We start from the raw sequence: 25756 nt of genomic DNA on the forward strand, positions 1-25756 counted from the left end.
AATGAGTTACAAAGCCGGATTTTTAGGTCTGATTGGACAACCGAACGCAGGGAAGAGCACATTGATGAACTTCCTGGTGGACGAGAAGGTTTCCATCGTCTCTGCAAAGCCCCAAACAACACGCCGTCGTATTCTGGGTATCTGGAGTACGGACAAAGGACAGATCATCTTCGTTGATGCTCCGGGATTGATCCGCGCTGATGAAGGTCTGAATGGATTCCTGGCTCAGGAAGCTAAAGACGTTATCGGAAGCTCTGATGCCTTGTTGGCGGTTTTGTCTGTGGATGAAGAGCGTCCCGAGGACGCAGAAAAAGTGATCGAAATGGTTTCCAAAAGCGGCAAACCATGGATTGCAGTTATCACGAAAACAGATATTGAAGATAAAGCCCATCGCGCGATGATCCTTCGCAAGATGGTTGAGACTGCGGGTGGCAAAGCCTTCTCCGTATCGGTGAAAGATTCCAAGGACGATCAGGAAGAGCGCGAAGCACTTTTGATCGAGTTCATGGAGCTTCTGCCGGAATCCCCAGCTCCATTGTACGATACAGAACTTTATACCAATGAAAATGTGCGTGAAATGGTTTCTGAAATCATCCGTGAAAGATGTTTCGATGCTCTTCATCACGAAGTGCCTTACTCGATCGCAGTGCGTGTTGTGAAGTTCGAGGAAGAGGCCAAGCCGGTTCCCAAGATCTACGCTGAAATCGTGGTGGGTAAAGAGAGCCACAAAGCGATGGTTATCGGAAAAGGTGCGGCCATGATTAAACAAATCGGCATGGAAGCACGTAAAGAAATTGAAAAACTGATGGGAGAGAAAGTCTTCCTGGACCTGAATGTGGCGAGCAAGCCTGAATGGTTCTCCAATAAACGCATGATGAAGGAGCTGGGCTATGTCGTTGAATCAAAGGACTGAGTTTTCACCCAAGGTGGCGATCATCGGTCGCCCGAACGTAGGCAAGTCAACGCTGTTTAATATTATTACTGACACACGCAAGGCCGTGGTGAAAAACCAGGCGGGAGTGACTCGCGATATTATCATTGAGCCCGTGGATATCTGGGGTAAGCAATTTGATTTGATTGATACCGGCGGTATTACCGAAGCCGGTGATATTTTCTCTAAATTGATCAGGGAACAGGTGACCGAGTTCCTGCACTCTGTGGATCTGATCGTGGCGGTGATGGATGGACGTGCCGGGCTGGTGCCGGAAGATCGCGACATCATCCGTGTTGCCAAGCAGACCGGGAAGCCGTTCCTGCTGGTGATCAATAAGGTGGATCGTGATGCTGAAGCGGATATGGCCAAAGCGGACTTCTATGAGTTCGGCGTGGATATCATTTCTGCCTCTTTTGAACAGCGTCGTGGTGTTGCCGATGTTTTGGAATGGATCACCAAACAAATCCCTGAAAATCCAGGGACGGTTAAAGAGGGTATCAATATTGCCATCGTGGGTAAGCCCAATGTTGGTAAGAGCTCTTTGTGTAATGCGATCCTGGGCGTGAATCGTATGATCGTTTCCGATGTTGCGGGAACAACGATTGACTCCGTGGATTCTCCATTCATCTATAACGGAAAGAAGTACACCCTGGTGGATACAGCCGGTTTGCGCCGCTCTGCCAAGCGTGAAGAGGATCTTGAGATCATTTCTGCCTTCAAATCTCAGGAAGCAATTCGCCGCGCGGATCTGATCTTGTTGGTTGTCGATGGAACAATCGGACCGACAGACCAGGATGCCCGTATCATGCAGTCCATTCTGGAAGATCACAAAGGTGTGATCGTGGTCGCGAACAAGTCGGACTTGGGTGGTAAAGAGGTTCCGGAATATCGCAAGACCTTCCGTGAACAAGTTGAACGTGTGTTCCACTTCTTTACCGATGTGAATGTTGTTTTCACCAGTGCCAAAACTCAGTACGGTCTGGAAGAAATGTTCGAGATGATCGAGCGAGTGGCTGATCAGATGACGATGCGTATTCCAACAGCTGAGCTGAATGACTTCTTCTTTGAGACAATTCGTAAAGCTCCGGCTCCGGTTTGGGGTACGACGAACGTGAAGTTCTACTATTTGACTCAGACTTATCAAAGACCACCGGCATTTATCGCTTTTGCCAACCATCCAGATGGTGTGACGAATTCTTATCGTCGCTTCTTGATTAAGAATATCAAGGACCGTTGGGATTTGCACGGGATGCCGATTCGTATCTTCTGTATGAAATCACGCCGTGGCGGCAGTGGTGGCGGAGAGTAATGGCAACTAAGCGCGGCTCCTGGAAAACACGCTATGGATTTTACCTTTTGGCCGTGGGCTCAGCCTGCGGTCTGGGCAATCTTTGGCGCTTCCCTTACGTGGTAGGGGAAAACGGGGGCGGTGCCTTTATTTTGCTTTATGGTTTCATGGCTTTGGCGATCGGGGCTCCGCTTTTGATTGCTGAGCTGATGTTGGGAAAAGGCACGCGTCGCTCCGTGATCGTGGCCACCCAGCAGATGGGGCAAAAATCCGGAGTGCGTTCTTTGCGCTGGGTCGGGCGTTTGGCGGTTTTAGTCAGTGTCGTTGTTTTGTCTTATTATTCGGTGATCAGCGGATGGGTTCTGCACTTCCTGACGCAGTTTTTGATTTCACTGTTTTCCTCTACAGACCAGGTTGTTGATAAAACGAATCTGGCAGCTTTGATGTCCAATGGCTGGTTGCAACTGATGCTGGCCAGTGCGCACATCCTGATCACCGTAGTGGTGGTTGTGAAAGGTGTGCAGCAGGGGTTAGAGCGTTGGATCGGGTACACGATGCCGCTCTTTGTGGCGTTAGTGGCAATTCTGGTAATGAGATCCTTCTCGCTGCCATCGACTCCGGAAGTTTTGCGCTTCCTGTTCTATCCTGATTTTTCCAAACTGACTTGGTCGTCTTTGAATCATGCCTTGGGGCATGTGTTCTTCACTTTGTCTGTGGGGTTTGGAACGATGGTGACCTTCGGGTCCTATATGCGTGAAGAAGACCATATTCCTACCGCTGGATTCCGGGTGACGATTGTGGATACGATTATTTCCATGATCGCGGTGGTGATGATTTTCCCCGTGGCATTCCAGGCGTCCAATGTTCCCCTGACAGATCCGGCGTTGATGTTCGAGGTTTTACCTAAATATCTTTTGGGCATTCCCGGTGGCGTGTTGTTTGGATTGGCTTTCTTTGTCTGTTTGTATATGGCAGCTCTAAATGCCAGCATTGGTCTTCTGGAAGTGGTTGTTTCCAACTGGGTGGATGCGCAAAAGGAAATGGAGCGTGGCAAGGCTACGTGGTATTCCGGAGCTATTGCGTTGCTGTTGACGGTTCTTCCGGCGCTGTCGAGTTCGATATTTAAAGATATTCGTGTGGGCGGGCGTTCGTTGATCGAGAATCTGGATTCTTTGTTGATTAATTGGTTGTTGCCCGTGGTCGCATTGGGGATCTTGATTGCTTTCAATATGGGAATTTCTGAGAAGGAAAAAGAGCTGGGTTTTGTCGATAAGGACAAGTTCGTCAGTTATTCCATGTATCCGCACTGGATGTTCGTCTTACAATGGGCGGGGCCGATTGTGATCGTGCTGGGGCTTTTGCTGCAAATTGTGGGTGTTTTTGCCTTGGATTGATGGGAAATAAAAAAGGGACCGCAAGAGTCCCTTTTTTATTTCTATTTTGATTCAGAATTAGAAGTTCATCCCCAAAATCACCAGGAAGTTATAGAAGTCCCCGGCCAGATTCTTTTCCAGCTTTTCAGTGCCATCGACGTAATTTTTGTTCTCATCACTGAAGTTCACATAGTGATAAGTTCCCTGCAGGCCCAGGTACGCTTTTTTACGCATCAAAGGGATCTCCAGACCCGCACCGATATCAAAACCCATCGTGGAATCACGGCTAAAGCCATCAAGGCCCGCAATTGTATAAGTGCGATAGAACTGCCCCAGGCCGCCCAGGATGTACGGATTCAGATCCGCCAGGCCGCGAGTCACGTTTTGAGTGTTCATGTAATACTTCAAGTCGAAGTTCACAGCCGTGATCGAAACGTTCCCTTCATAAGGGTCGGTCTTGTTAAGAACTTTGAATCGCACAGCGTGGTCACCAGTTTGGAAACCCAAAGACATGGCCAGACGCAGATCAAAGAAATAAGTCAGGAAAATACCGAATGTCGGAGCAGATGAATAAGCATCAGCAAAGTTGCCGGTGAAACCACGCATACCACCAGCAAGGCCAATGGTGAAGAAGCGTCCGTTGCGGAAGAAGTTGATATCGGCTTCTTCGTCAGATTCTTCTTCAAATTCGCTATAGTCAGTAAATGGATCGTAGGCTTCATCCACATCAACTTGAGAAAGCAAGTATGTTTTTTGATCAGACTGAGCCAGTGATTTTTGGGGCATGGCCATCGCCATGGAAAAAAGAGCTGCAAGAAGGCTGTATGTACGTAATCGAGCTGTGGTTTTCACAAGATCCCCCTCTTGATATTATCGAATCAAAACGGGGAAAACTTCAAAGTAAAGTATCAAAAGGAAGTCCAGATATCGCAGTTTGTCTCAGTCTGAAACATCTGACGAAGCACTACAGCGGCTCGTTCAGGGCTTTTTCGATAGCCTTGGTGATACTGTCAGAGGAAGGTTTGGTGATGGAACTCCAGCGCTCGATGACCAAACCCTTGCGATTGACCAGGAACTTTTCAAAATTCCATGCGACATCTTTGAACAGAATTCCCGGCTTCTGGGTTGTCAGGAATTGATAAACCGGCTGCTTGTCTTTGCCGGTGACCGGGGCTTTATCAAACAGCGGGAAAGTCACTCCGAACTCTTTTTCCGCAAAGGTTTGAACTTCCTCATTGGAGCCTTTTTCCTGTTTGAAGTCATTGGATGGGAAGGCCAAGACCACGAAGCCGCGGCTTGCATATTTTTTGTACATTTCTTCCAGTTCTTTGAGCTGCGGTGTGAAGCCACATTGCGAAGCGGTGTTTACCACAAGGACGACTTTTCCTCGATAAGTCGAGAAATTCACCTTCTTCCCGCTGAGGGAATTGGCAGAAAGATCAAAGAAGTTGGTCGGGGTGGAAGAATCATTGGCCCACACCAAATGAGAGCAAAAAATGAGGCTAAGGAGAGTTAAAAGACGCATGAGTTCCTCCTGATGAGCGTATTCTAGGTCTGCTCTTTGGAAATCACAAGAAAAAGCCCGGCCGTCACTTTGGATGCGGTGCGCACCTTTGACTTTATCAATTCGTGATTTTCTAATCATTAAGAGCCTTTAGGATTCAATTTCACTTCAAAAACAGGAGACATTTGCGGCGATGGAACTTGGCAGTCCCGTTATCCTTATTTCAGCTTTTGGTCGTGGTCATTGGTTGGCTGCAGCTTTGGCGAAAGAGGGAATTAAAACAACTCTTGTTGATGTATCAACCAAATTGGGAGTGTGGCCGTCGGAAGACGTGGAAGGCCCCTTTGGTTTTTTCCGTAACGAACGCATTTCAGAATCTCAATCAGAAAGAATGTATTCGGATGATCCGTTTGATGAAGTATCAAATGGATTTACACTGTGGTTGAAGGAAGGTCCTTTTGAATTCAAGGGCCCGGTCACAAAGTATAAAATCGATCAGTCCAATTTGTCGTCGCACGTGAAAGAACATCTGATTGGCGGCACTGGCGATAAAGCTGCGAAGAGCCTGTACAAAAATCTTGATGCTCTTGATTTTGATGCAAGCTGGATTTTACATCTGGCGCATCAGTGGTCCGGGACAACATACACTTCCAATGCCAAGGGCGCGCGCCTTGGGGTGCCGACGCCGTTGTCTTCTTCGTTCCTGGTGCGACAGGCGACTCGCAATGGTCTGGAAAAATCCTTAAGCTGGCTGACCAGTAAAGGGGTGGATGTCATTCGTCCGCATCAGATCATGGACGTGTCTTTCGGCGGTGGAAAGTCCATCACCGGTCTTGAACTTTCCGGTGAAAAACAAGGTCTGTTCCGTCTGGAACAAATTGTCTGGATGTTGACCAGCGAAGAAACCTACTTCCTGAATGAACGCCTGGGTAAATACTTCTTCCCGGAAGGGGCGTTGGAACCGGAGTGGTGTTGGGTGCGGTACCGTGTGGGGCTTCAGGCCTGCTTTGAGCGGGACCGGCTGCCTCTGCACACGGTGGTGATTGATGATGTGGATTCTCCATGGACTCATGAAAACATGATGGTGCTGCAAAGAACATCTTTGCCTGAGCAGTTTGATGTCTGGATGAGAATTCCCACCGTGCAAAGATTTAACAAGGATTATCTGACTGTTCGCAGTGAGCGCATGAAGAATCATCTGAAAGAGCGCATGTCTTTGGCTGAGCCGCAGATCCTGAGCTTCCCGCAAGAGTATTATTATACCTATGCGCAGTTAGGGGCTTCACGCTTCCCGGTCTTTGGGGAAAAACAGGGCGCTCGACGTGGGCGCAGTTCTTACGGGAACCTGCACTTGGATGGTCCTGAAGTGTGGCCGAACTATAATTGGGGATCTTACTTTGACAATCATGAATCCATCCAGAGTCGCATCGTCAACTGGTGGAAGGAAAAACTGCTCAAAGAGCAAAAAGAGAAGAAGCGAAAGGAACAGAACTCGTGATTGAAAGATACACTCGCCCAGAAATGGGCCTTCTTTGGGATGCGGATCATAAGTTCGGTAAGATGATGGAAGTTGAAATCGCTGTGGCACAAGTCCAGGCACAACTTGGCATCATTCCTAAGGGCGCGGCGAAGACCATCGCACAAAAGGCCCGCTTCAATGTGAAAAGAATTTCTGAGATCGAACGTGAAACCAAACACGACGTCATCGCCTTTGTTTCCAACCTGGCGGAAAATGTGGGGCCTCAGGGGAAATTCATTCATTACGGCCTGACTTCTTCTGATGTTCTGGATACTGCTTTCAGTCTTCAGGTTCGTGAAGCGGGGGCTGTGCTGATGAAATCGGTGGATGGTTTGGAAAAGTCCTTGAAGACTTTGGTGAGCCGTCATGCGGAAACTCTGTGTGCCGGTCGTACTCACGGGATGTTTGCAGAGCCCACGACCTTTGGATTTAAAATGGCCGGATTCCTGGCTGAAACTCAGCGCAATAAAAAACGTCTGAAGGCCGCTTTGGATAACATGATGATCTGCAAGCTCAGTGGAGCTGTGGGGACCTATTCTAGTCAGGCGCCTAAAATTGAAAATCTAGTGGCGAAAAAACTGAAATTGAAAACTGAAACGATTGCCACCCAGGTGATTCCTCGGGACCGTCATGCCGAGATTCTTTCGGCACTGGCTATTTTCGGAACGGGATTGGAACGCTTGGCGGTAGAGCTGCGCCATTTGCAGCGCAGTGATGTGGCTGAAGTGACGGAAGGTTTCACTAAAGGGCAAAAGGGTTCGTCGGCGATGCCGCACAAAAAGAATCCTATCAGTGCGGAAAATATCACGGGTCTTTCCCGCTTGCTTCGTGGATACGCGATTGCAGGTATGGAAAACGTGGCCCTGTGGCACGAGCGCGACATCAGTCACTCTTCAGTCGAGCGTGTGGTCTTTCCGGATGCATTCATCGTCGCGGACTATGCTTGTCATCGCATGACGATTCTGTTGGATGGCCTGGATGTGAACAAGAAGCGCATGATGGACAATATTGAAAGTTCGCAAGGTCAGATCTTCAGTTCGCATGTTTTGTTGGCGCTGATTCAAAAAGGCATGATCCGCGAAGAAGCCTATGCGCTGGTACAGCGCCTGTGTCACTCTTTGGCTTATGGCGAGCACTTGAAGGATAAACTTCTGGTTGATGACCAGATTAGCAAACTTTTGAAGCCTAAAGAGATCGACGAGATCTTCACAGGTAAAAAACATAAAAAAGCCATCAAAGATATTATCAAGCGGGTGTAGCACATGGCAGGCAGTTGGAAGTTTTTAAAAGAAAATGATGTTATTGATGTGGTGGCTCCGGGCTATCCATCAAAGCCTCATGAAGTTGATGGTGCCCGTGATTTTTTGCTGAAATGGAAACTGCAGCCTCGAATTCCGAAAGGGATTGTTAAGCCTCATTTCCTGCATGCTCATGAAGATGAGGCGCGCTGGGATTTTTTAAAGGCCGCGATTGAGGCCAAAGATTCTCAAGTGATCTGGTGTTTGCGTGGTGGCTATGGCAGTAATCGCCTGCTTCCATATCTGGCAAAACTCAAAAAGCCAAAGGCGCCCAAATTGCTTATTGGGATCAGTGATATTTCTTCCTTGCACACATTTGTGACTCAGGAATGGGGCTGGTCCACCTTGCATGCGCCGTTGTTGGATCGTTTGGGGCGCAATATGGTTTCTGCCAAACATGAAAAAGAAATTCATGACATTTTGTTTGGCAAAACCACGCAAATTGAATTTAAAAAGCTCAAACCCCTGAATCAGGCGGCGCGCGAAGCAAAAACAGTCAAGTCGTGCATCACGGGGGGCAATTTGACAGTGTTACAGTCGACCCTGGGAACCCCGTGGCAGATCAATGCCGACAAGAAGCTGCTGTTTGTCGAGGATATCGGAGAGCGCGGTTACCGCGTGGATCGCATGTTCGAGCAGTTCCGGCAGGCAGGGATCTTTAAAAAGTGTCAGGGCCTGATCTTGGGTGATTTCTTCGGTGGTGAAGAGCCCGGCGGGACTGGCGAAGATAAAACAAACAAAGTCTTTAAACGTTGGGCCGAGGATCTGGAGATCCCGCTCTTTAAAGGGCTTGAAGCTGGGCACGCTCCTGTGCAGCGCCCAGTTCCTTTTAACACATCCTGTGAATTGACCGTCGATAAAGGTCGTGTCTTGTTGCAGATTCAAACCGGAGGACGTCCGTAATGAAATATTCTATCTTGGAAAAAAACCTGATCTCGCAACTGGAAGACCGCATCCGTGATACGACCCCGGGGGTGATGGTAAGAGCTTATCAGGGCGGTCGTATTATCTGTGATGTGGCGGTGGGTAATACCTATGCTTACTACGATCTGGCCAGCCTGACGAAGGTGATATTCACCACGCAGGCCATGTTGCAGGCCTTTGAAAGTGGTAAATGGAATTTTGAAACCAAAGTCAGCGATCTGCTGCCATGGTTCCAGCACAAAGAAACAAGAATCACGGAGCTTCTGACTCACAGTTCGGGTCTGCCGTGGTGGTTGCCGCTGTATCAGGAAATCAACACGGCTTTGCCGCGGGAAAAACGTCGTGAACAACTGCAGTCGATCTTGCAGGGATTGAAAATTGAAAAACAGGAAACGGCTGTTTATTCGGACGTGGGCTTCCTGGTTTTGGGTTATGTCCTTGAAAAACTTTATGACAAGCCTTTGGATGATGTCTGGACAGATATCAAAAATAAATTCTATCTGGGAACGACGCTGGAGTTCCACCCGAACAATCAGGTGACTAACAAGCTGTCCCTGTATGCACCGACGGAAGAATGTCCGGTGCGCCGCAAACTGGTGCAGGGTGAGGTTCATGATCTGAACGCCTGGGCTCTGGGAGGTGTTTCCACTCATGCCGGTTTGTTCGGAAGTATTGATGACGTGGGTTGGTTCTCATTACACTTGCGTTCCCACCTTTTGGGTATTGCCCGTTATTCTATTCGTCAGAAGACGGCCCAGCTTTTTGCCAAGCGGGCTTTGCCGGAGGGCCACGGGGACTGGGCGATGGGTTATATGATGCCGACGCCGGGGGCAGCAAGTTGTGGAACTTATTTCTCTTTGGATTCCATTGGTCACACGGGCTTCACCGGGACGTCAGCCTGGTATGATCCGAAGATGGATTTGAGTGTGTGCATTCTTTCCAACCGCGTTCTTTACGGAGCTGACAACAAAGCCTTTGGCAAACTCCGTCCGGAAATTCATAATTGGATTGTTGAAAACTACAGAAGAAGTGGACTTTAAAATGAATATCAAACCAGGCAGTCACATTCACTTGATGGGTATTTGCGGAACCGCGATGGCTTCGATGGCCGGTCTTTTGAAGGACCGCGGTTTTAAAATTACAGGCAGTGATTCAAATCCCTATCCTCCGATGTCCACACAGTTGGAAAGTCTGGGCATCAATATCATGAAGGGCTATAAGGCGGAAAACCTGCATCCTAAGCCGGACTTTGTGATCGTCGGCAACGTGATTTCCGCCAACAACGAGGAAGCTCAGGAACTGACGAAGCTGGGGATTCCTTATACTTCTTTGCCAAAAGCCATGGGCGAGTTCATCATTGAAAACCGTGAAAGTGTTGTGATCTCCGGAACTCACGGAAAAACCACCACCACATCCATGATGGCTTGGGTGGCAGAAAATTCGGGAGTAAAACCGGGCTTTTTGATTGGTGGAATTCCAAAAAACTTCTCTCAGTCATTTAAGAATCCGGAAGGCAATTATTTCATCATCGAGGGTGACGAGTACGACACGGCCTTCTTCGATAAAGTTCCAAAGTTTATTCACTATCGTCCCAAACACGTGATTCTGACTTCGGTGGAGTTCGACCATGCGGACATCTATAAAGATTTGGATGATGTGAAAAAATCTTTTGCCCGTTTGATGCATTTGATTCCGGAAGAAGGCACGTTGCTGGCTTGTTCTGAAGACGCCAATGTGATGGAGCTTCGCAAGCTGGCTAAATGCAAAAATTCATTCACTTACGGCTTTGGCGCAGAGGCGGACTACCGTGCGAAGATCATGTTCCAGAATGCGAACGGTCTGGGGTTTGAAGTGCATCACAAAGGTGAAATCCTGGGGCCTTATGCCATGCAGATCACAGGCGAATACAATGTTTTGAATGCGACTGCGGTTGTGGCTATGTCCAAAATACTGGGCTTCTCTGAAAACCGTATTCAAATTGCTCTGGAGTCTTTTGAGGGCGTGAAGCGTCGCCAGGAAATTCTGGGCGAGCCGAATGGCATTTTGGTCATCGAAGACTTCGCTCATCATCCTACAGCGGTGCGTGAGACGGTGAAAGGCATTCAGAAGAAATATCCAGGCCGCAAGGTCTTCTCGGTGTTTGAGCCAAGAAGTGCGACCTCTCGTCGTAAGGTCTTCCAGAAAGATTACGTAGAGGCCTTCAAAGGCTCCCACGAGGTCTTGTTGGCGAAGGCGTTTGATCAGACCAAGATTGATGAAGAGAATCGTTTCTCGACTCATGAATTGGTGGATGATTTGAAAAAGTCCCAAGTTGCAGCTGCTGATTTCGATACTGCCGACGATATCGTGACCGCTTTGAAATCCAAAGCCCACACTGGCGATGTTATTCTGATCATGAGCAATGGCGGCTTCGACGGAATCTACACCAAACTAATGAAAGCCTTGGAATAAAAGGTACCTGCTCACTTTTGCAGGAGCGTCGCGACATTTTCTCGCGGCGCTTTTTTAATATGGATTTAGTAGTAACTCTCTCGGACGTCCCGTCCGCCGATCGGTCGCAACATCGAAGACCCCCTTGCGTAAGCTCTGCTTTATAACCTCTGTATCATAAGAGTTGGGGGGCGTTGATCCATCTCAAAGTTTGGTCGCAAGACTCAAAAAGAATTTCGTCCGGGTAAAGAGGAAAGTGCAGGCGCCCTTTTCCAAGGGTCAGAATCTCAATTCCATAGGACATCGAGATAAAGAAAAGGTAATCCTCCATTAAGCCCCAGACCTCTTGTCTTGGGATGGGAAAGTTCTCTCGATTTCGCGAACGAGCGGTGATGTGGTAGGGGAGTTCATTTGACGGAGGTACGACTTTTCTAGGCATGTCCTTGAATTGTGCAACTCTTAGGCAGCACAGAAACGTCAATAAATCCCTGATCCAGAGGAGTTTAAAATCGAATTTCGGAGCAGTGCTTCTGCAAAAGTGAGCAGGTACCTTTTGGGGATGTGCGTCAATGGAGGTTTTAGGGTGAAATAGGGCCGAGGTTTCGTTAATTTTTTTGGCCTATGTCGAATCTTACTCCACTTATGAAACAGTTCTGGGACATCAAATCTGTCCACCAAGATAAAATCCTTCTTTTCCGTATGGGGGATTTCTTTGAAATGTTCTTTGATGATGCCGTCAAAGCCGCTCCGGTTTTGGGAATTGCGCTGACTCAAAGAAATAAAAAGTCCCAAGATGAAACGCCGATGTGCGGAGTGCCTCATCACTCCATCGCAGGACCCATCAACAAACTTCTTGCGCACGGCTTTAAGGTCGCCATCTGTGATCAGTTGGAAGATCCCAAACTGGCCAAGGGCATTGTAAAGCGTGGCGTGACCCGCGTTCTGACGCCGGGAATGGTTTATGACTCCGACACTTTGGACGGAACAAAACCGCACTATCTGGCCAGTCTTGATGCCGAGTCTTTGAGTTTCCTGGATACCACCACGGGCGAAGCATTCTTCTTCCGCTCTAAAAAAACGACAGAGCTGCTGCGCTTCCTGCAGATTCTTCCGGTGGCTGAAATTGTTATCAGTAAAGAGGACGAATCACTTCTGACCGGTCTGGATGGAATTCTGATCAGTCATCATGAAGATATCGCTGATGCTCTTCATCCGCTTCTGAAAAACGAAGCGCCGATGTCTGCGGCACGTCTGGTTTCTTATGTCAGCAATATGTCTGGCGGGGACTCTCTGGCGACGTTGTCGCCGTTTGAACTGCGTGATCTTGAGCATCGCCTGGAACTGACAGCCACCACGCAACGTCATTTGGAAATCTTCTCCACTTACAAGGGTGAAGGCCTGGGCAGTTTGTTCCATGCCATCAATCGCACTCAGACATCGGCGGGCAGCCGTTTGCTTCGCCAGTGGTTGAGCTTTCCTCTGAGGGATCAAAACGCCATTGAGCAGCGTCTGACCAATGTGGAGTTCTGGAGAAGTCATGTTCTGGAACTAAAACGTGTGCGCCAGATTCTGGGACAGATGGGTGATATCGAACGCCGTTTGGGTAAGATCTCCCAGCCTCAGTGCAATGGCCGGGATCTTCTGGCTTTGGCTGGAAGTGTTCACGCGGGGATCAGTTCTTTGGAAGTCCTGGTTCATGCCACTGGCGGGACTGCGAATTTTGAATCTTTGCGCGAGCTGGCCTATAAAATTGAACGCACGCTGGTTGAAGATCCTCCGTTGACGACCAAACAGGGTTATTTGATTCGTAACGGGGTTTCTGCAGAGCTGGATGAGCTGATTGAGCTATCCACCAATGCGCAGGCCATGGTGTCTCGTATGGAGGCCGAGGAAAAAGAAAAAACCGGCATTTCCAGTTTGAAGATTCGCTATAACAACGTCTTTGGTTATTACATCGAGATCACAAATTCTCACAAAGACAAAGCTCCGGCAAATTATCAGCGCAAACAGACCCTGACCAATGCAGAACGCTACTGCACGGATGAACTGGTTGAGCTTGAAAGAAAGGTTTTGAGCGCCAACACCAAGCGTGCGGATTTGGAATTTGAATTCTTCGAAGCTCTTCGTAAAGAGATCCTGTCTCAGTGTCCTGCCTTGTTGGGCCTGGCGCATGAGTGCAGCGAAGTGGATGTGGTTTCAAGCCTTGCCTGGTTGAGTCTTGAAGAAAAGTACGTCCGTCCAAGCTTCTCGGCTGACGGGTCTTTGAAAATGAAGGCCAGCCGCCATCCGGTGGTTGAACAAACCGTGAAGAAGAACTTTGTCGCCAACGACATCGAGCTTCGTCAGCACTCTTGTTTGTTGTTAACAGGACCGAATATGGCCGGTAAATCCACATTGATGCGTCAGGTGGCTTTGATTGCCATCTTGGCCCAGATGGGTTCCTTCGTGCCTTGTGATGAGGCTCAGTTGCCAATCTTTGATGCGATCTTCACCCGTATTGGGGCGAGTGATCAGTTGTCTGAAGGTCTTTCCACATTCATGGTCGAGATGACAGAAACGTCCGCCATGCTTAAGAATGCTACCAAAGATTCTTTGGTGATTCTGGACGAAGTCGGGCGCGGAACCAGTACGTTTGATGGAATGTGCCTGGCGCAATCCATTTTGGAACATCTTTTGAGCGATGTGAAAGCTTTGACCTTCTTTGCCACTCATTACCATGAGCTGACTTCTTTGGATCAAAGCTTTGGCCAGATCACCAATGCCCATATGACCGTGGCAGAACGAAACGGCGAAATCCGCTTCTTGCACACTTTAGTAAAAGGCCCGGCCTTGAAATCCTACGGGGTTCAGGTGGCAGAGCTGGCAGGTTTGCCGCCGACGGTCACTCGTCGTGCGAAAGGTTTGCTGAGAGACATTGAATCCAAACGTGTTCAGGCTTCCAGCCAGTTGTCTTTGTTGGACTCGCTATCGGTGGAAGTTGAGGTTCCGGCATTGGATATGGATCTTCCTGAGGCGACTCAGATCTCAGAAAGTTTGAAGAATCTTCTGGATGAAGTGGAAAAATACCCGCTGATGCAAATGAGCCCGTTAGAAGCGATGAACCAAATCGCCAAATGGAAAGAGCTGGTAGCTAAAGTCTGAAGTTGAGTCTTGTTTTCGCGAGGGCTTGGGTTACCATATTTCTATGGCGCAGAAGTCTTTTTTGAATTCGGAACAATGGAATCAAGCTCAGGAGGTGTTGGTGCCTCCTTTGATGACACCTGACGGAGATGTTCGTCAGGTGTTTTGTTTTTCGGCTGAGAACGTATCCCTGTGGTTGGGGGATCGGCTGGAAGAGCTTTTTAAGTCCCGCCCTGAATGGAAAGAATGCCATCCTATCATTATTGGCTCTTGGGCTCGTGGCGAACTTTGTCCTAAATCTGATATCGACGTCTTGTTCTGTGGGAATGAGGAAAAAGTTCGCCTGTTTGTGGATGCCGTTCAAGAACAAGGCCTGAAGCTGCGCTACCGAATGCCGCAGAATCCGACGGACTGGACCGAGAACGTTGAAGCCTTTGATATTCTTGCCTTACTTAAAGCCCGGCCGTGGACACCGGAGGCAGCACAAAAACTCTTTGAACAGCAAAAGCGTATCTGGAGTAAAAAGAATCAGTTCCGCCGGGGGCTGTTACGAGCTGTTAAAGAGGAACGAAAGAACCGCGAAAAGCGCTATGACTCTATCACCAACTATTTGGAACCGAATATCAAGTTTGGTCCAGGGGGCTTGCGGGATCTTGAGCAAGGACTGCAGATCTATGAACTGTTTGCAGAAAAATTCACCAACCCGGGGCATGCGCTCAATGTGTTGCAGTACTATCGCAGTTATTTCCTGAGTTTAAGGCAAAAGCTTCACCTGGAAGGTCACGGAGATATTTTATCCGGCGCCGTGCAATTTGATATGTCCCAGTGGATGGGCTTTAAGTCGCATAAGGATTTTATGCGCGACTTGCAGCGTGGGTTGTCCCGCGTGCATTTTTATTCGGACTGGATTGTCGAAGTTGCTGAAGCCTCTGAAAAAGACCTGAAGAAAATCGAAAATCAATCCTTCCGTAAGTTCGAGGATTTTTTAACTACGTTACATAAGAGTTCCCGTGTCTTGGTTCAGAAGAAAGTGCGTGAGAATCTGGACACCTTGTTGCCGGATGCTGGTGTGAAGGCAACGGCCAAGCGTCGGGGACAGGTGTTGAATAAAATTCTGAATGTGAAAATGTCGGACGAGCTTTTAGTCAGTGTGTTTCGCTCTCGCCTGATCGATAAACTTGTTCCTGAAATCAGGCGTTTGGTGGGGTATGTTCAACATGATCAGTACCATCGATTCACTGCGGATTCGCACATTATGCAGGCCTGCCGCGAGGTAAAGCGGGTTTATAAGAAACCCGCCGAGTTGGGACCTTTAAAGTTTATCGCCAAAGAACTGAAGTCAGAAGACTGGCGTATTCTTAGCTGGTCCTGTTTGTATCATGATCTGGCCAAGGGGATGGAAAGCCCAGAGCATCATTCCGACTTGGGAGTGACCATCACCGAGCGTGATTTTAAGTCCTATGGATTCAGCAAGGCCTTCACCACAGAAGTAAAGTGGATGGTGCAAAATCACCTGGAGCTTTCACAAGCTGCTTTCCGTAAAGATCCGAAAGATCCCAAAGTCTGGCAGGAGCTGCGCGATAAGGGAGTCAGCGGCGCGCGTCTGTTGCGACTGGCTTTGTTTACGGCCATTGATATTCGCGCGACCAATCCCGAGGCGTGGAATGAGTGGAAAGCCAAACTTTTAAAGGACTTGGTGCAAAGTCTTCAATCAAAGCGTGCGCAGAATTACTTCGATTTTGAAGCCTTAAAGAAAAGCAAGAAGCTGCAAGTGGATGCGCAAGTGGTGGAAGAACTGGGGCTTCAGTTGCTTGAAAGTGTTTCTTTAAAAGATCTGGTGATGGATTTGAAAAAAGCGGAAAGCAGCGAAAGTTCACTAAAACCGCTGGTGCTGAAAACGCGCAAAGGGGATTTGTGGATTCGTTTCCATCATAAAGAGGATCGTCAGGGCTTGCTCAGTGACTACGTTGGGCAGCTCTATTCGTTGGGGTTGGGAATTCGCCATGCCTCCATTCAGACTCTGCCCAAGGTCGGAGTTTATGACTGGTTCCAGGTCAGCAGTTCCCGTCCTGTGACCGCTTTGATCAAGATACTTGAAAACAGTTCAACGCAAAGCAAGCCCATTCCGAATGTGAAGTTTGATTCCATTCAGGTGGTCAGCGCGGATGAAAAGGAATGGGTGGTCAGTTTTAAAGCCGCTGATCAGGCGGGTTTATTGGCCTCTGCAGCCCGAGCATTGAGTGATCTTGGGGTGAGTATCAAGTCGGCCCGGGTGCACACCTGGGGGCGGCAAGTGGACGATATTTTCGTTGTGAAAGCTCAAGGTGAGCCAGAGCAAATCGTGAGTGCTCTTCAGGATAGATTTCACTCGACCTGATCCCCATCATGATGTCAGCACATTTCTAAAAAGTAATAATTCATACTCACCGATAGGCGGGATGTTGCATGAGGTGAGGTATGAAGATTCTGAAAAGTCTGAATGGCAGATTGTTGCTGCTTTCGGCGGTTCCAGTAGTAGGGTTGATTTTGACATCCGTGGTGGCTTTGCGGGGAATTCAGAATCTGGATGAGGTTATTCGGGGGCTGAGCCTAAAGCGGATTCCGATCACGCAGATGATCGGGGATGCAAGAATTCATTCCAACGCCATCTCCAGGTTATTATGGCAGGAGATCTCGGTTCATGGCATGAGTCAACAGAAGCTCACCGTGCCGGCTTTGGATAAAAGATTTGTGGAAATGGATCACACAATTCAAGAGCTGCAGGCCATCGGCCTTGTCGCTGAAAACCAAAAAAATCTGAAAGATTTTGTGCAAGTGTGGAGAGTTCTGGAAAAGGACTACCGCACAATTTTGTCCCGTGTGGGAAAAGACGAGGACAGTCGGCTGATTAAAGAAATGGCCGGGACTGTTGAAAAGGCCAACGAGATGACAGAGATTCTGCTGCGCATGGGGACGGTGCTGAAAGAGGCTAATAAGAAGTCCATCGCAGATGCGGAAGGTGCGCGCGAAAAAGTTTTGTTCATGATGTGGTTGTTTGCGGGACTTTTTGCAACGGGCAGTTTGATTTTTGGGGGGCTGTTAAGCCGTGCTTTGAATAAGAATTTTGAAAGACTGTCTGCAACCTTGAATGAGTCCGGATCACATGTCGAGGCCGCGGCTGCGGAGATGTCGAAGTCCAGTCAGGCTCTTTCCAGTGCGACGGTTCAGGAGGCGGCTTCTTTGGAGGAGACCGTGGCGTCTTTGGAGGAGATCAACAGTCAGGTGAAATTGACCTCCAATCGCGCTGAGATGGCTCGGGATCTGAGTGCTTCAGCCATGCGTTTTTCGAAAGAGGGCGAATCGCAGTTGCAAGAGCTTTTAAGCTCCATCACTGAGATTGAAGTCAGCTCCCGGCAGATTCAGGAAATTGTGGGCATCATCGATGACATTGCCTTTCAAACAAACCTGCTGGCGTTAAATGCTGCGGTGGAGGCGGCCCGGGCGGGAGAACAGGGGCGAGGGTTTGCGGTCGTGGCGGAAGCCGTTCGTGGGCTTTCCCAGCGCAGTGCCACCTCGGCCCGTGAGATTGCACAGTTGATTTCCCAAAGTGCCGAAAAAACCGGACAAGGGGCGCGCCTGGCCAGTAGCAGCCATAAAGTCATGGGGCAGGTTTTTGAGGCTATCGAGAAACTGGCGACTGTGAATTCGGAAATCGCAGTGACATCGCGAGAGCAGGCGCAAGGGTTGGCGCAGATATCCACAGCCACCACACAACTGGATTCAGCGACTCAGGCCAACGCTGCCGCGGCGGAAGAGACCTCGGCTGCAGCTGAGGATCTGAATACGCAAAGTAAAGAACTGCGTCGGCTTGTGGAGATGCTGAATTTGCTGGTGCGCGGGGAAGAATCGAAAACAATGGCAGGTTGAAATAAAAAACCCAGCTTCGCGGCTGGGTTTTGTTTTTTTACTGGCAGAGAGGTTAGTTGCTCTTCTTTTTCGCCGCACCGGAGATGCCGGTGTGATTGCGCCAGTTGTACTCAGGGTGAGTCTTTGTGCGGTTGTGCCACAATTCCCAGGTTTTTTTAGGAAGTTTGTGAGAGACCTGACCTTTTTCATCAAAGATATCTGGATCTTTACCAACTAGAAATTGACCGATGGATTTAAGAATTCCCATTATAGAACCGCTCCTTAGATTGCTTGTTCAATATAAGCGACCTCAGAGCTCACGGCAAGACGCCAGCTGCCTTTTGCAGAAGCGCTGCGTCTTTGGTCGTATTAGGAGCGTGGGTTTGCGCAGATGTCGATGATATCCAAACCACGGTCTTCGGAAACTTTACCTGCACCTTTGTAGAAGCTGAAGCACTGTTGAGCCGCTTGTTCGTAGGCTTCTTCATAACTGCCTGCGGATTTTTTAAGCTCTAGGCTTTGGCCTGCCAGTTTGTATTTGAAGGTGTATTCTTTAGAAGCGACATCACGGCTGCTCCAAGCAAAGGAAGTGCAAGAAAAAGCCAGAATTGCGATAGTGATGATTGTCTTCATAAGTCCCCCTGTGATCAGGTTTGTTTCGTTACTTTTACATAGAGCAAGCAACAGGCCAGCCCATGCCACGAAAACGGTGGTTTTTGACTTTGTAAGGTATTGAAAATACAGAGAAAAACCATCTCAAGATGGGGCGTCTCAAAGAGGTATGCAGGAAATCGACAGGTGACATGAAGGGGAATGCGGTTGATAAACTTTTAGACACTGCTTAAGCTTGAAAAGAACTCAAAAAACAACAAGGACGTGTCTGGTGAGAATTCTTCTTTTTTCATTGATGATGTTTTCGGTTTCCATTTCTTTTGCTGGGACTCGTGGGCAGTTTGTGGGAATGCAGTTTATCGTGAATATAGCCTCTGTAATGTACGATGGCTCTAACGACAGCTCCCCTCAGATTCTTTTTGAGGCGATGGATCGTCCCGAGCAAGACTCTATGATTGGCCGTGGAAAGGTCCTGGAAGCACCTCAGAAAGTGCTTAATTTCATTTGCGCTCGCAAAGGTGAAAACAATTATCAGTGTTCTATTTACATCCACAATTCGGCCTTGGCTCGTATTGCTCCCGGGAAGGCTTACTTTGATGCTCGGGGCGAGCAGGCGCGGGCCTTGTTTGAGCAGTTCCATACTGAAAATGGGCGTTTTTCCTACAAGGATGGCGATGGAGTTTTTCAGATCGAAGCGACGCCTGAGCGCTTTGTCATGAAATTCGACGCCCAGGGCGTTTAATTAATACAAGGTTTATGGAAAAGGCCCTATGCCGAGGGCCTAATATGTTATAAAACCTCCTGCCAAGAGGAGGTTTGACTGATGAAAACATGGATTGCTTTTGTTTTGCTTCTGCTCAGCGTTTCGGGTGAGGCAAAAACTCTTTTGGTCAGCGATATCGACGATACAATCAAATTGGCTCACGTGAAGGATTTGTCCGAAGCGGCTCGCTATGCGTTTGATTCCGAAAGCCGTTTTTTGGGGATGAGTGAGCTTTACCAGATGATCGATCAGGATCAGCCGGATCTGGAAATCGTTTATCTGTCCCGCGCTCCGAACTGGTTGATGGGACGCACGCACCGCAAGTTTCTGGTGAATGGCGGCTTCCCGGAAGGTCAGTATATCAATCGCACCAATTATGATTCCGAGGTTCATAAGCTCTACTCCTTGAGAGATGTGATGAACCGCGTGCGTCCGGATACCGTAGTCTTCCTGGGGGACAACGGTGAACAGGATGCCGAAGTTTACCAGCAGATTTCTGAAGAATTCTCTGGCAAGGGTATCCGCTTTCATCAGTTTATCCGCGTGGTGTATTCCAAGACTTCCTTTATGATTGTGGATTCAAAACTTCAGGCCGGTCAGGTGGGATTTGTCACGCCCATCGAGGTGGCCGTTGAGCTGGAAAAGGCTGGGGTACTCAAGACGTCCTCGGTGGATATCCTGATGGATGCATTGCTGCCGGAGATTCTGATTCAGAAGAACTATACGGCGGAGGGTGTGGTGGCGTTCCCGTATTTTGTGAACTGCCGTGACTTTGTCTGGAAGTGGGATGCGGATGTTGTGCGCTTTGCTCCTTTAAAAGATTTGAAGCAACGTCTGGTTGAACGCTGTAAGATCCGTCCTTAAGGTTAATTCATGTTATTGAAGTATCAACTTCCCCGCATTTATGAAAACATTCTGCCGCGAGAGATTCTGCAGTTCTCTCCGGAAGAAAAAAAAGCCACTTGTGATACCTGTGCGATGGCTCGTCCACGCAACAAGGCCAAGATTCACTATCGCGAGGATCTGAAGTGCTGCACATTCCATCCATTCTTGGCCAACTATCTGGTCGGGGCGACATTCCTGGATGAATCTTCGACCGAGGCCCATCGTATTCTGCGCGATAAAATGGCTCGCCGGGAATATGCTTTGCCGATCGGGATGGTGGCACCGGTTAAATATCAGGTTGAGTTCAATAACCGCGAAGAGGGTGACTTCGGCCAGCGTGAAGACTGGTTGTGCCCGTACTACAATAAACAAACTCAAAACTGCAATGTATGGCGCAACCGCGGGGTGGTTTGTACGACCTTCTTCTGCAAAAGTTCCTATGGCAAGATGGGTCTGAAATTCTGGGAAAAGTTCAGTAATTATCTCTGGTATGTCGAACTGGCCCTCTTGGAAGAGGCTCTGGCTATGCTGGATTTCTCCCCGCGCCAGGTTATGACTTTACTTGATTATCACAACCGTTTTGATGGTACCGCCGCCGAGAAAAAGTCCTGGGTTATGCCAGAAAAAACATCGCGTGAGCTGTGGAACGGGTATTATGAAGATCAAGAGGGCTTTTACAAAAAGAGCTTTGAGATTGTGGCTAATTTGGATAAAAAGGCCTTCCACGAACTAATTGGTGAACAAGGACAGTCTCTGGAAGAGGATCTGTTCGCGATCCTGCCAAAACTGAAAAGCGAATAAGGCTAAGATGAGCATTCAAGACAAACAAAACAAAGTGATCGCAGATTTCTCCGCTATTTCTCAGTGGGAGGATCGCTATAAGAAGATCATCGATCTGGGGAAGCGCTTGCCGGAAATGCCTGAGTCTTTGAAGACCGAGCAGAACATGGTGAAGGGGTGCCAGTCTCAGGTCTGGTTGTCAGCCAGCTTGAATGAGCAGGGACAGATGATTCTTCAGGGTGACAGTGATGCTTTGATTGTGAAGGGTCTTGTCGGACTTGTTTTGAGTGTTTATTCCGAGGTGACACCGGCGGAAGTTTTAGCAACGCCACCTGAGTTTTTGAAAGCTTTGGGCTTTGAAGGAAATCTGTCTCCAAGCCGTGCTAACGGTCTTCACTCGATGTTGAAGCAGATCAAACTCTATGCGACGGCATTCGATTATTTGTTAAAAACAAAAAAATAGTTTGTTTTTCCCTGTATTTTTACACAGACTTGTAAGGGTGGATGACCAAGAGGGTCGTTCGGAGGGGAAATCGTGAAAAGGAATTCATTCGTCGCGGCGCTTTCTGTCGCGGTTGCAGCTACGTTTTCAGTTGGATTTGTCAATATCACTCCCAAAGTCATTTATGGTGAAGATAATCGCGTGGACGTATACCAAGTTCAGCGTTCTGATATTCGTGAAATCGCGGACTCTACAGTTGCGTTGATTCCCAAAAGTTCTTTGGTTCCGGGCGCTGAGGGTAAAATTAAAATTCATGCTAAGACCTATGGCAGCCAGATGAATCTGTGCTCTTCTGAGCCTTTCTTTGATCAGCCGGCGGCAGCGAACTGTTCAGGATCTCTGGTGGGTGAAGACCTGATCGCGACGGCGGGTCACTGTATCAGCAGCTCGGACTGTGCAAAATATGCTTTCGTCTTTGGTTTCCGTATGATTGATGAAAGAAGAGCTCCGCTGTCTGTGGCTGAAGACGACGTTTATTCCTGTAAAGAAATCGTGGCTCGCGAGTACACTCGTGAACAGGATTATGCTTTGGTTCGTTTGGATCGCCCGGTTCGTGGTCACCGTGTTCTGACTCTGCAAACAACGCCCGTTCAAGCTGGTGATGACATCTACGTAGTGGGTCATCCATCCGGGCTTCCAACAAAGATTGCTGATGGTGCAAAAGTGCGCTCTCAAAATGGTGCTTACTTCCAGGCGAATCTGGACACTTACGGTGGCAACTCCGGCTCTGCAGTCTTCAATGCAAGAACCAATGAAGTTGTGGGGATTTTGGTTCGTGGAGCTCAAGACTTCGCTTATGACCGTGTTAACAAATGCACAGTCAGCAATCGTTGTTCCGATGAAGGTTGCCGTGGTGAGGATGTGACGAACATCTCTTACATCGTCAAAGCTTTGCAGCAGTAATTTCCTTTAAAAGAAGACAATAGAAAAACCCACAGCTCAAACTGTGGGTTTTTTATTTTCAGCACCTATTGGAAGCGCAAAGGTCTTCCGGGGTCCGGGACGTTTGAGGGAGCCAGAGGATTTCGTTTGATGGCGCCTTCTTCCGGACAACTTTGATTGGTGCTTTCCAGTCTGGCCATGTCTGACAGTTTATCCCGGGCAGCTTCGCCAGGACAGGGGAGAAGAGGTGACTCTTGCTGAGTGGAAGCAGGCGTTCGTTTCAGTTCCTCGAAGGTAACAGAACTACTGCCTGTGGTGTCCTTGGTTTCGGACTGATAGGGGGCTCCTTCAGTCAGATGGGGAACTATCAGTAAGGCGGCCAGAACCCATAAAGCCTTGTGTCTCATAACGGCCTCCTTTGTTGAAGGACTCCTTTTGAAACGGGGGCATTTGCAGTTTATTGTAGCATGACTTCCAAGACTTACGAAGATGTGTGCTGGCACTGGATCAGCGGGGGTCAAAATAAAAGAGGAGACTGCAAGTCTCCTCTTTTAAAGGCGTATTAAATTAAAATATTTTTTAGATTGTGGCGTGAACGCGGTGAGTGTCGTCCATGTCGTCAAGGTAGTTCAGGAACTCCTCGACGTCTTTCTTTTGTTCGTCAGAAAGCTCAGTGATGTTCTTGGCTTTGTAGGACAATTCACCTTTGGTGATCTTCCAGCCACGTTTAGTCAAGGCTTCGCGAACAGCATCCAGATCGTCTGCGGAAGTAAAGAACTCGTAAGTTCCCTCGTCGGCATAAACTTCATTGGCACCCGCTTCGATCGCTTCTTCATCTGGATCGAAAGAGCCGTCTTTGCTGCCTTCAATCAGACCCACGCGTTCAAACATCCATGCCACAGATCCTGATTCGCCCATATTGCCTTCGTGAGATTTGAAAGCATGGCGCATATCCGGAGCTGTTCTGTGTTTGTTGTCGGTTTGGCATTCCACGATCACGCCGACACCGTGAGGGCCGTAGCCTTCATAAGTCAGCTCTTCAATGATTTTTCCATCATCCAAAAGGCCAGCACCTTTTTTGATTGCGCGGTCGATGGTGTCGTTCGGGCAGGAAACTTTTTTCGCAGCATCAATTGCCATACGAAGACGAGCATTCGCATTGGGATCAGGGCCACCAGCCTTTGCAGCAACAGCGATCTCGCGCGCAAGTTTGGTGAATATTTGGCCTTTTTGTTGAGCTTTCTCAACTTTACCGGCGGTTTTCCATGATTTACCCATATGTCTCCTTCTTCGCCTTGGGAGTTATTATTGCACCAAATCAGGAAATATTTGGCAACAATGGGAGCGGGATGTAAAAGGGGCTATGTTCAGTTTTTCAGTTCCTGATGTCTGGGAAAAAATAGACACGATCGAGCAAGCATGTGAGGCCTCTTTTAAATTAAAGCAGCCGTGGACGGATATTCCTGAAGACCCGGCCCGTGACGTTTTGTTGCTGCATCCCAAAGAACACCCTCCAAAGAAGGGATTTGCCACGCCGGAGGGGCAAGCCCGTATGCTTCATGATTTGGCCAGCATTGAACTTCAGGCCATGGAGCTGGGGGTTCGTACCCTGGTGGAGTTCCCGAATGCCCCGGAGGGGTTTAGAGAAGAACTTGTTGCGGTCACGGTGAGCGAAGCCCAACATTTACGCATGTGCCTGGAAGGTATCGAGGCTTTGGGATATAAATGGGGGGATTGGCCTGTTCATTCCGCTTTGTGGCGGGCCGTCAGTTCTGAAGACACTTTATTGGATCGAATTTTGATTGTGCACCGCTATCTGGAAGGCAGCGGCCTGGATGCCGGGGATACGCTGATTCGTCGTTTGGAAGGTACTGCCGGTAAGGATACGATCCAGAAAATCGTGAAGCAGATCAACTTTGAAGAAATCGGGCATGTGAATTTCGGTTCAGTTTGGTATCGCGAAATCTGTCGTCAGAATAAGATCGATGCCACCGTGGATTTTCCAGAACGCATGAAGTCTTTGCGCATTCGCCTGCCTAAACGGGTCGAGCCTGTCAATCGGGTTTTGCGAACTAAAGCGGGCTTTTCTGAAGAAGAAATTAAGTACTACGAAGACCTTCGTTTGGACTTCCTGAATCGTAAGTCCTAAAGCTTAACAAGGCTGTGTCTCGTTTTGAGGCGCGGCCTCTTTTTTGTGATCGTTCATTTTCTTTTCTGAAAACCGATAGGTATTTATGCCGATGCGTTTTTTTCTGCTAATTCCTTTTCTTATTTTGGGGGCTTTTAAGGCTTCCGCCCAGACCTTGGTGACTCCGGAAGAAGCACAAAGTATCTTTCAAAAAATTCAGACCTTGTATGTTCCGGTGGTAAAAGCAGCCGGTGGTGAGTTTCATTTGGTGGTGCACTGGGAAAGAACCACGGTCGGTGGCAGTGCCAATCGCGATGAATTAAAAAAGTATGTCGTCGGTGTGGACGGAGGCTTGCTGCTGTCTTCACGATTGAGTTCGGATTCGCTGAAAATGGTTCTATGTCACGAGGCGGGGCATTTATTCGGTGGGCAGCCGCTGCGTCCGGCCCCGATGGAATGGGAAGGGCCGCTGGACGAAAGTGGTCTGAGTCTGCTTTCAGCTGAGGGGCAGGCGGATTATTATGCCTCTTCAGTGTGTTTCCGCCGTCTGGTGGATGGGGAAAATCACCGGGAATTTTTAAAAGGCCGAAAGATTCCACAACAGCTTGTTCAGCAGTGTGCAGCCGTTTGGGGCGCGCGCACACCAGCGTCGTTTCTTTGTTTAAGAACGGCTTTGGCGGGGTTGGATTTTTTGAATCTGGTCAAAGAGTTTCCGATTTCCTTAAGTGACAAGGACGAGACGGTGGTGGATAAAACGATTAACGGGGAGTATCCTTCACGACAATGCCGACTGGATACTTTGACCGCCGGGGCTCTTTGTCGGGCGGAAGCCCCTCTGGACTTTGTCAGAAAAGACAAGTCGGCAGAGGGGTGTGCACGGGGAACTGGCGCTCGTCCTGCATGTTGGCATAAGACGCCTTAAGATTTTC

General features: G+C 48.7%; 24 protein-coding genes. 18 read left to right on the forward strand and 6 right to left on the reverse strand.

From position 1 onward, the window contains the following. Position 1: 1 nt before the first annotated feature. The 3 genes from era to ACES2G_RS08555 are packed head-to-tail and all read left to right on the forward strand — an operon-like array spanning position 2 to position 3616. Positions 2-913, forward strand: coding sequence for a GTPase Era (era, locus tag ACES2G_RS08545; RefSeq protein ID WP_347357141.1), 912 nt, complete (start codon positions 2-4; stop codon positions 911-913). After that, entirely contained in the window at positions 891-2243 is a 1353-nt protein-coding gene (gene der / locus ACES2G_RS08550; RefSeq protein ID WP_347357140.1) for a ribosome biogenesis GTPase Der, read from the forward strand. Before era ends, der begins: the two co-directional genes overlap by 23 nt. Continuing rightward, complete coding sequence (locus tag ACES2G_RS08555; RefSeq protein ID WP_374001822.1) at positions 2243-3616, forward strand: sodium-dependent transporter; 1374 nt, start codon at positions 2243-2245, stop codon at positions 3614-3616. The genes der and ACES2G_RS08555 overlap by 1 nt, the downstream gene beginning before the upstream one ends. 57 nt (positions 3617-3673) lie before the next feature. Here ACES2G_RS08555 and ACES2G_RS08560 read toward each other — a convergent pair whose 3' ends face one another. Both ACES2G_RS08560 and ACES2G_RS08565 read right to left on the reverse strand, forming a co-directional pair. Further along, positions 3674-4447, reverse strand: a complete 774-nt coding sequence (locus ACES2G_RS08560; RefSeq protein WP_347357136.1) for an outer membrane beta-barrel protein — start codon at positions 4445-4447, stop codon at positions 3674-3676. A 112-nt stretch (positions 4448-4559) separates the two neighbouring features. Continuing rightward, positions 4560-5120 (reverse strand): glutathione peroxidase, encoded by a 561-nt coding sequence (locus tag ACES2G_RS08565; RefSeq protein WP_347357135.1) that lies wholly within the window; start codon positions 5118-5120, stop codon positions 4560-4562. Positions 5121-5292: 172 nt separating this feature from the next. Between ACES2G_RS08565 and ACES2G_RS08570 the strand changes: the two genes are divergently transcribed. The 8 genes from ACES2G_RS08570 (at position 5293) to ACES2G_RS08605 (ending at position 18296) form a co-directional block, all read left to right on the forward strand. Next, a complete protein-coding gene (locus ACES2G_RS08570; protein WP_347357134.1) occupies positions 5293-6597 on the forward strand; it encodes a hypothetical protein in 1305 nt (434 codons plus the stop codon). Next, positions 6594-7877 (forward strand): adenylosuccinate lyase, encoded by a 1284-nt coding sequence (purB, locus tag ACES2G_RS08575; protein ID WP_374001823.1) that lies wholly within the window; start codon positions 6594-6596, stop codon positions 7875-7877. The genes ACES2G_RS08570 and purB overlap by 4 nt, the downstream gene beginning before the upstream one ends. Positions 7878-7880: 3 nt before the next feature. After that, positions 7881-8819, forward strand: coding sequence for an LD-carboxypeptidase (locus ACES2G_RS08580; RefSeq protein WP_347357131.1), 939 nt, complete (start codon positions 7881-7883; stop codon positions 8817-8819). Continuing rightward, complete coding sequence (locus ACES2G_RS08585) at positions 8819-9880, forward strand: serine hydrolase domain-containing protein (protein ID WP_374001824.1); 1062 nt, start codon at positions 8819-8821, stop codon at positions 9878-9880. The genes ACES2G_RS08580 and ACES2G_RS08585 overlap by 1 nt, the downstream gene beginning before the upstream one ends. A gap of 1 nt (position 9881) precedes the next feature. Next, on the forward strand, positions 9882-11291 hold the full coding sequence (mpl, locus tag ACES2G_RS08590; RefSeq protein WP_347357128.1) for a UDP-N-acetylmuramate:L-alanyl-gamma-D-glutamyl-meso-diaminopimelate ligase: 1410 nt from the start codon (positions 9882-9884) through the stop codon (positions 11289-11291). A 621-nt stretch (positions 11292-11912) separates the two neighbouring features. Then, positions 11913-14411, forward strand: coding sequence for a DNA mismatch repair protein MutS (gene mutS / locus ACES2G_RS08595; RefSeq protein ID WP_347357126.1), 2499 nt, complete (start codon positions 11913-11915; stop codon positions 14409-14411). Between the two features lie 61 nt (positions 14412-14472). Continuing rightward, positions 14473-16767, forward strand: a complete 2295-nt coding sequence (locus tag ACES2G_RS08600; protein ID WP_347357124.1) for an ACT domain-containing protein — start codon at positions 14473-14475, stop codon at positions 16765-16767. Between the two features lie 80 nt (positions 16768-16847). After that, positions 16848-18296, forward strand: a complete 1449-nt coding sequence (locus tag ACES2G_RS08605) for a methyl-accepting chemotaxis protein (RefSeq protein WP_347357123.1) — start codon at positions 16848-16850, stop codon at positions 18294-18296. A 52-nt stretch (positions 18297-18348) separates the two neighbouring features. Here the strand turns inward: ACES2G_RS08605 and ACES2G_RS08610 are convergent, their stop codons facing one another. Both ACES2G_RS08610 and ACES2G_RS08615 read right to left on the reverse strand, forming a co-directional pair. Then, positions 18349-18543: a hypothetical protein gene (locus tag ACES2G_RS08610; protein ID WP_347357122.1), complete on the reverse strand. Its 195-nt coding sequence runs from the start codon at positions 18541-18543 to the stop codon at positions 18349-18351. Between the two features lie 101 nt (positions 18544-18644). Next, complete coding sequence (locus ACES2G_RS08615; RefSeq protein ID WP_347357120.1) at positions 18645-18908, reverse strand: hypothetical protein; 264 nt, start codon at positions 18906-18908, stop codon at positions 18645-18647. A 250-nt stretch (positions 18909-19158) separates the two neighbouring features. Here ACES2G_RS08615 and ACES2G_RS08620 point away from each other — a divergent pair, with 250 nt between their 5' ends. The 5 genes from ACES2G_RS08620 to ACES2G_RS08640 all read left to right on the forward strand — a co-directional run bounded on the left by ACES2G_RS08620 (position 19159) and on the right by ACES2G_RS08640 (position 22720). Next, on the forward strand, positions 19159-19629 hold the full coding sequence (locus ACES2G_RS08620) for a hypothetical protein (protein WP_347357118.1): 471 nt from the start codon (positions 19159-19161) through the stop codon (positions 19627-19629). A gap of 81 nt (positions 19630-19710) precedes the next feature. After that, a complete protein-coding gene (locus tag ACES2G_RS08625; protein WP_347357116.1) occupies positions 19711-20514 on the forward strand; it encodes a phosphatase domain-containing protein in 804 nt (267 codons plus the stop codon). 9 nt (positions 20515-20523) lie between these two features. Continuing rightward, the gene (locus ACES2G_RS08630; RefSeq protein ID WP_347357114.1) at positions 20524-21336 is read left to right on the forward strand and encodes a hypothetical protein; all 813 of its coding nucleotides are present in this window, start codon (positions 20524-20526) and stop codon (positions 21334-21336) included. 7 nt (positions 21337-21343) lie between these two features. Then, positions 21344-21778 (forward strand): SufE family protein, encoded by a 435-nt coding sequence (locus tag ACES2G_RS08635; protein ID WP_374001825.1) that lies wholly within the window; start codon positions 21344-21346, stop codon positions 21776-21778. 72 nt (positions 21779-21850) lie between these two features. After that, positions 21851-22720, forward strand: coding sequence for a serine protease (locus tag ACES2G_RS08640; protein WP_347357111.1), 870 nt, complete (start codon positions 21851-21853; stop codon positions 22718-22720). Between the two features lie 65 nt (positions 22721-22785). Here ACES2G_RS08640 and ACES2G_RS08645 read toward each other — a convergent pair whose 3' ends face one another. Together ACES2G_RS08645 and ACES2G_RS08650 are read right to left on the reverse strand one after the other, a co-directional pair. Further along, positions 22786-23106, reverse strand: coding sequence for a hypothetical protein (locus ACES2G_RS08645; protein ID WP_374001826.1), 321 nt, complete (start codon positions 23104-23106; stop codon positions 22786-22788). 172 nt (positions 23107-23278) lie between these two features. Further along, positions 23279-23977: a YebC/PmpR family DNA-binding transcriptional regulator gene (locus ACES2G_RS08650; protein WP_347357107.1), complete on the reverse strand. Its 699-nt coding sequence runs from the start codon at positions 23975-23977 to the stop codon at positions 23279-23281. An 85-nt stretch (positions 23978-24062) separates the two neighbouring features. On the opposite strand from ACES2G_RS08650, the gene ACES2G_RS08655 reads away from it, so the two are divergent. Next, the gene (locus ACES2G_RS08655) at positions 24063-24848 is read left to right on the forward strand and encodes a DUF455 family protein (RefSeq protein ID WP_374001827.1); all 786 of its coding nucleotides are present in this window, start codon (positions 24063-24065) and stop codon (positions 24846-24848) included. An 85-nt stretch (positions 24849-24933) separates the two neighbouring features. Beyond that, positions 24934-25749 carry a hypothetical protein gene (locus ACES2G_RS08660; protein WP_374001828.1) on the forward strand — a complete coding sequence of 272 codons (816 nt, stop codon included), beginning with the start codon at positions 24934-24936 and terminating at the stop codon, positions 25747-25749. Positions 25750-25756: the final 7 nt, after the last annotated feature.

Source organism: Bdellovibrio bacteriovorus (genome assembly GCF_041888015.1).
GTDB lineage: Bacteria > Bdellovibrionota > Bdellovibrionia > Bdellovibrionales > Bdellovibrionaceae > Bdellovibrio.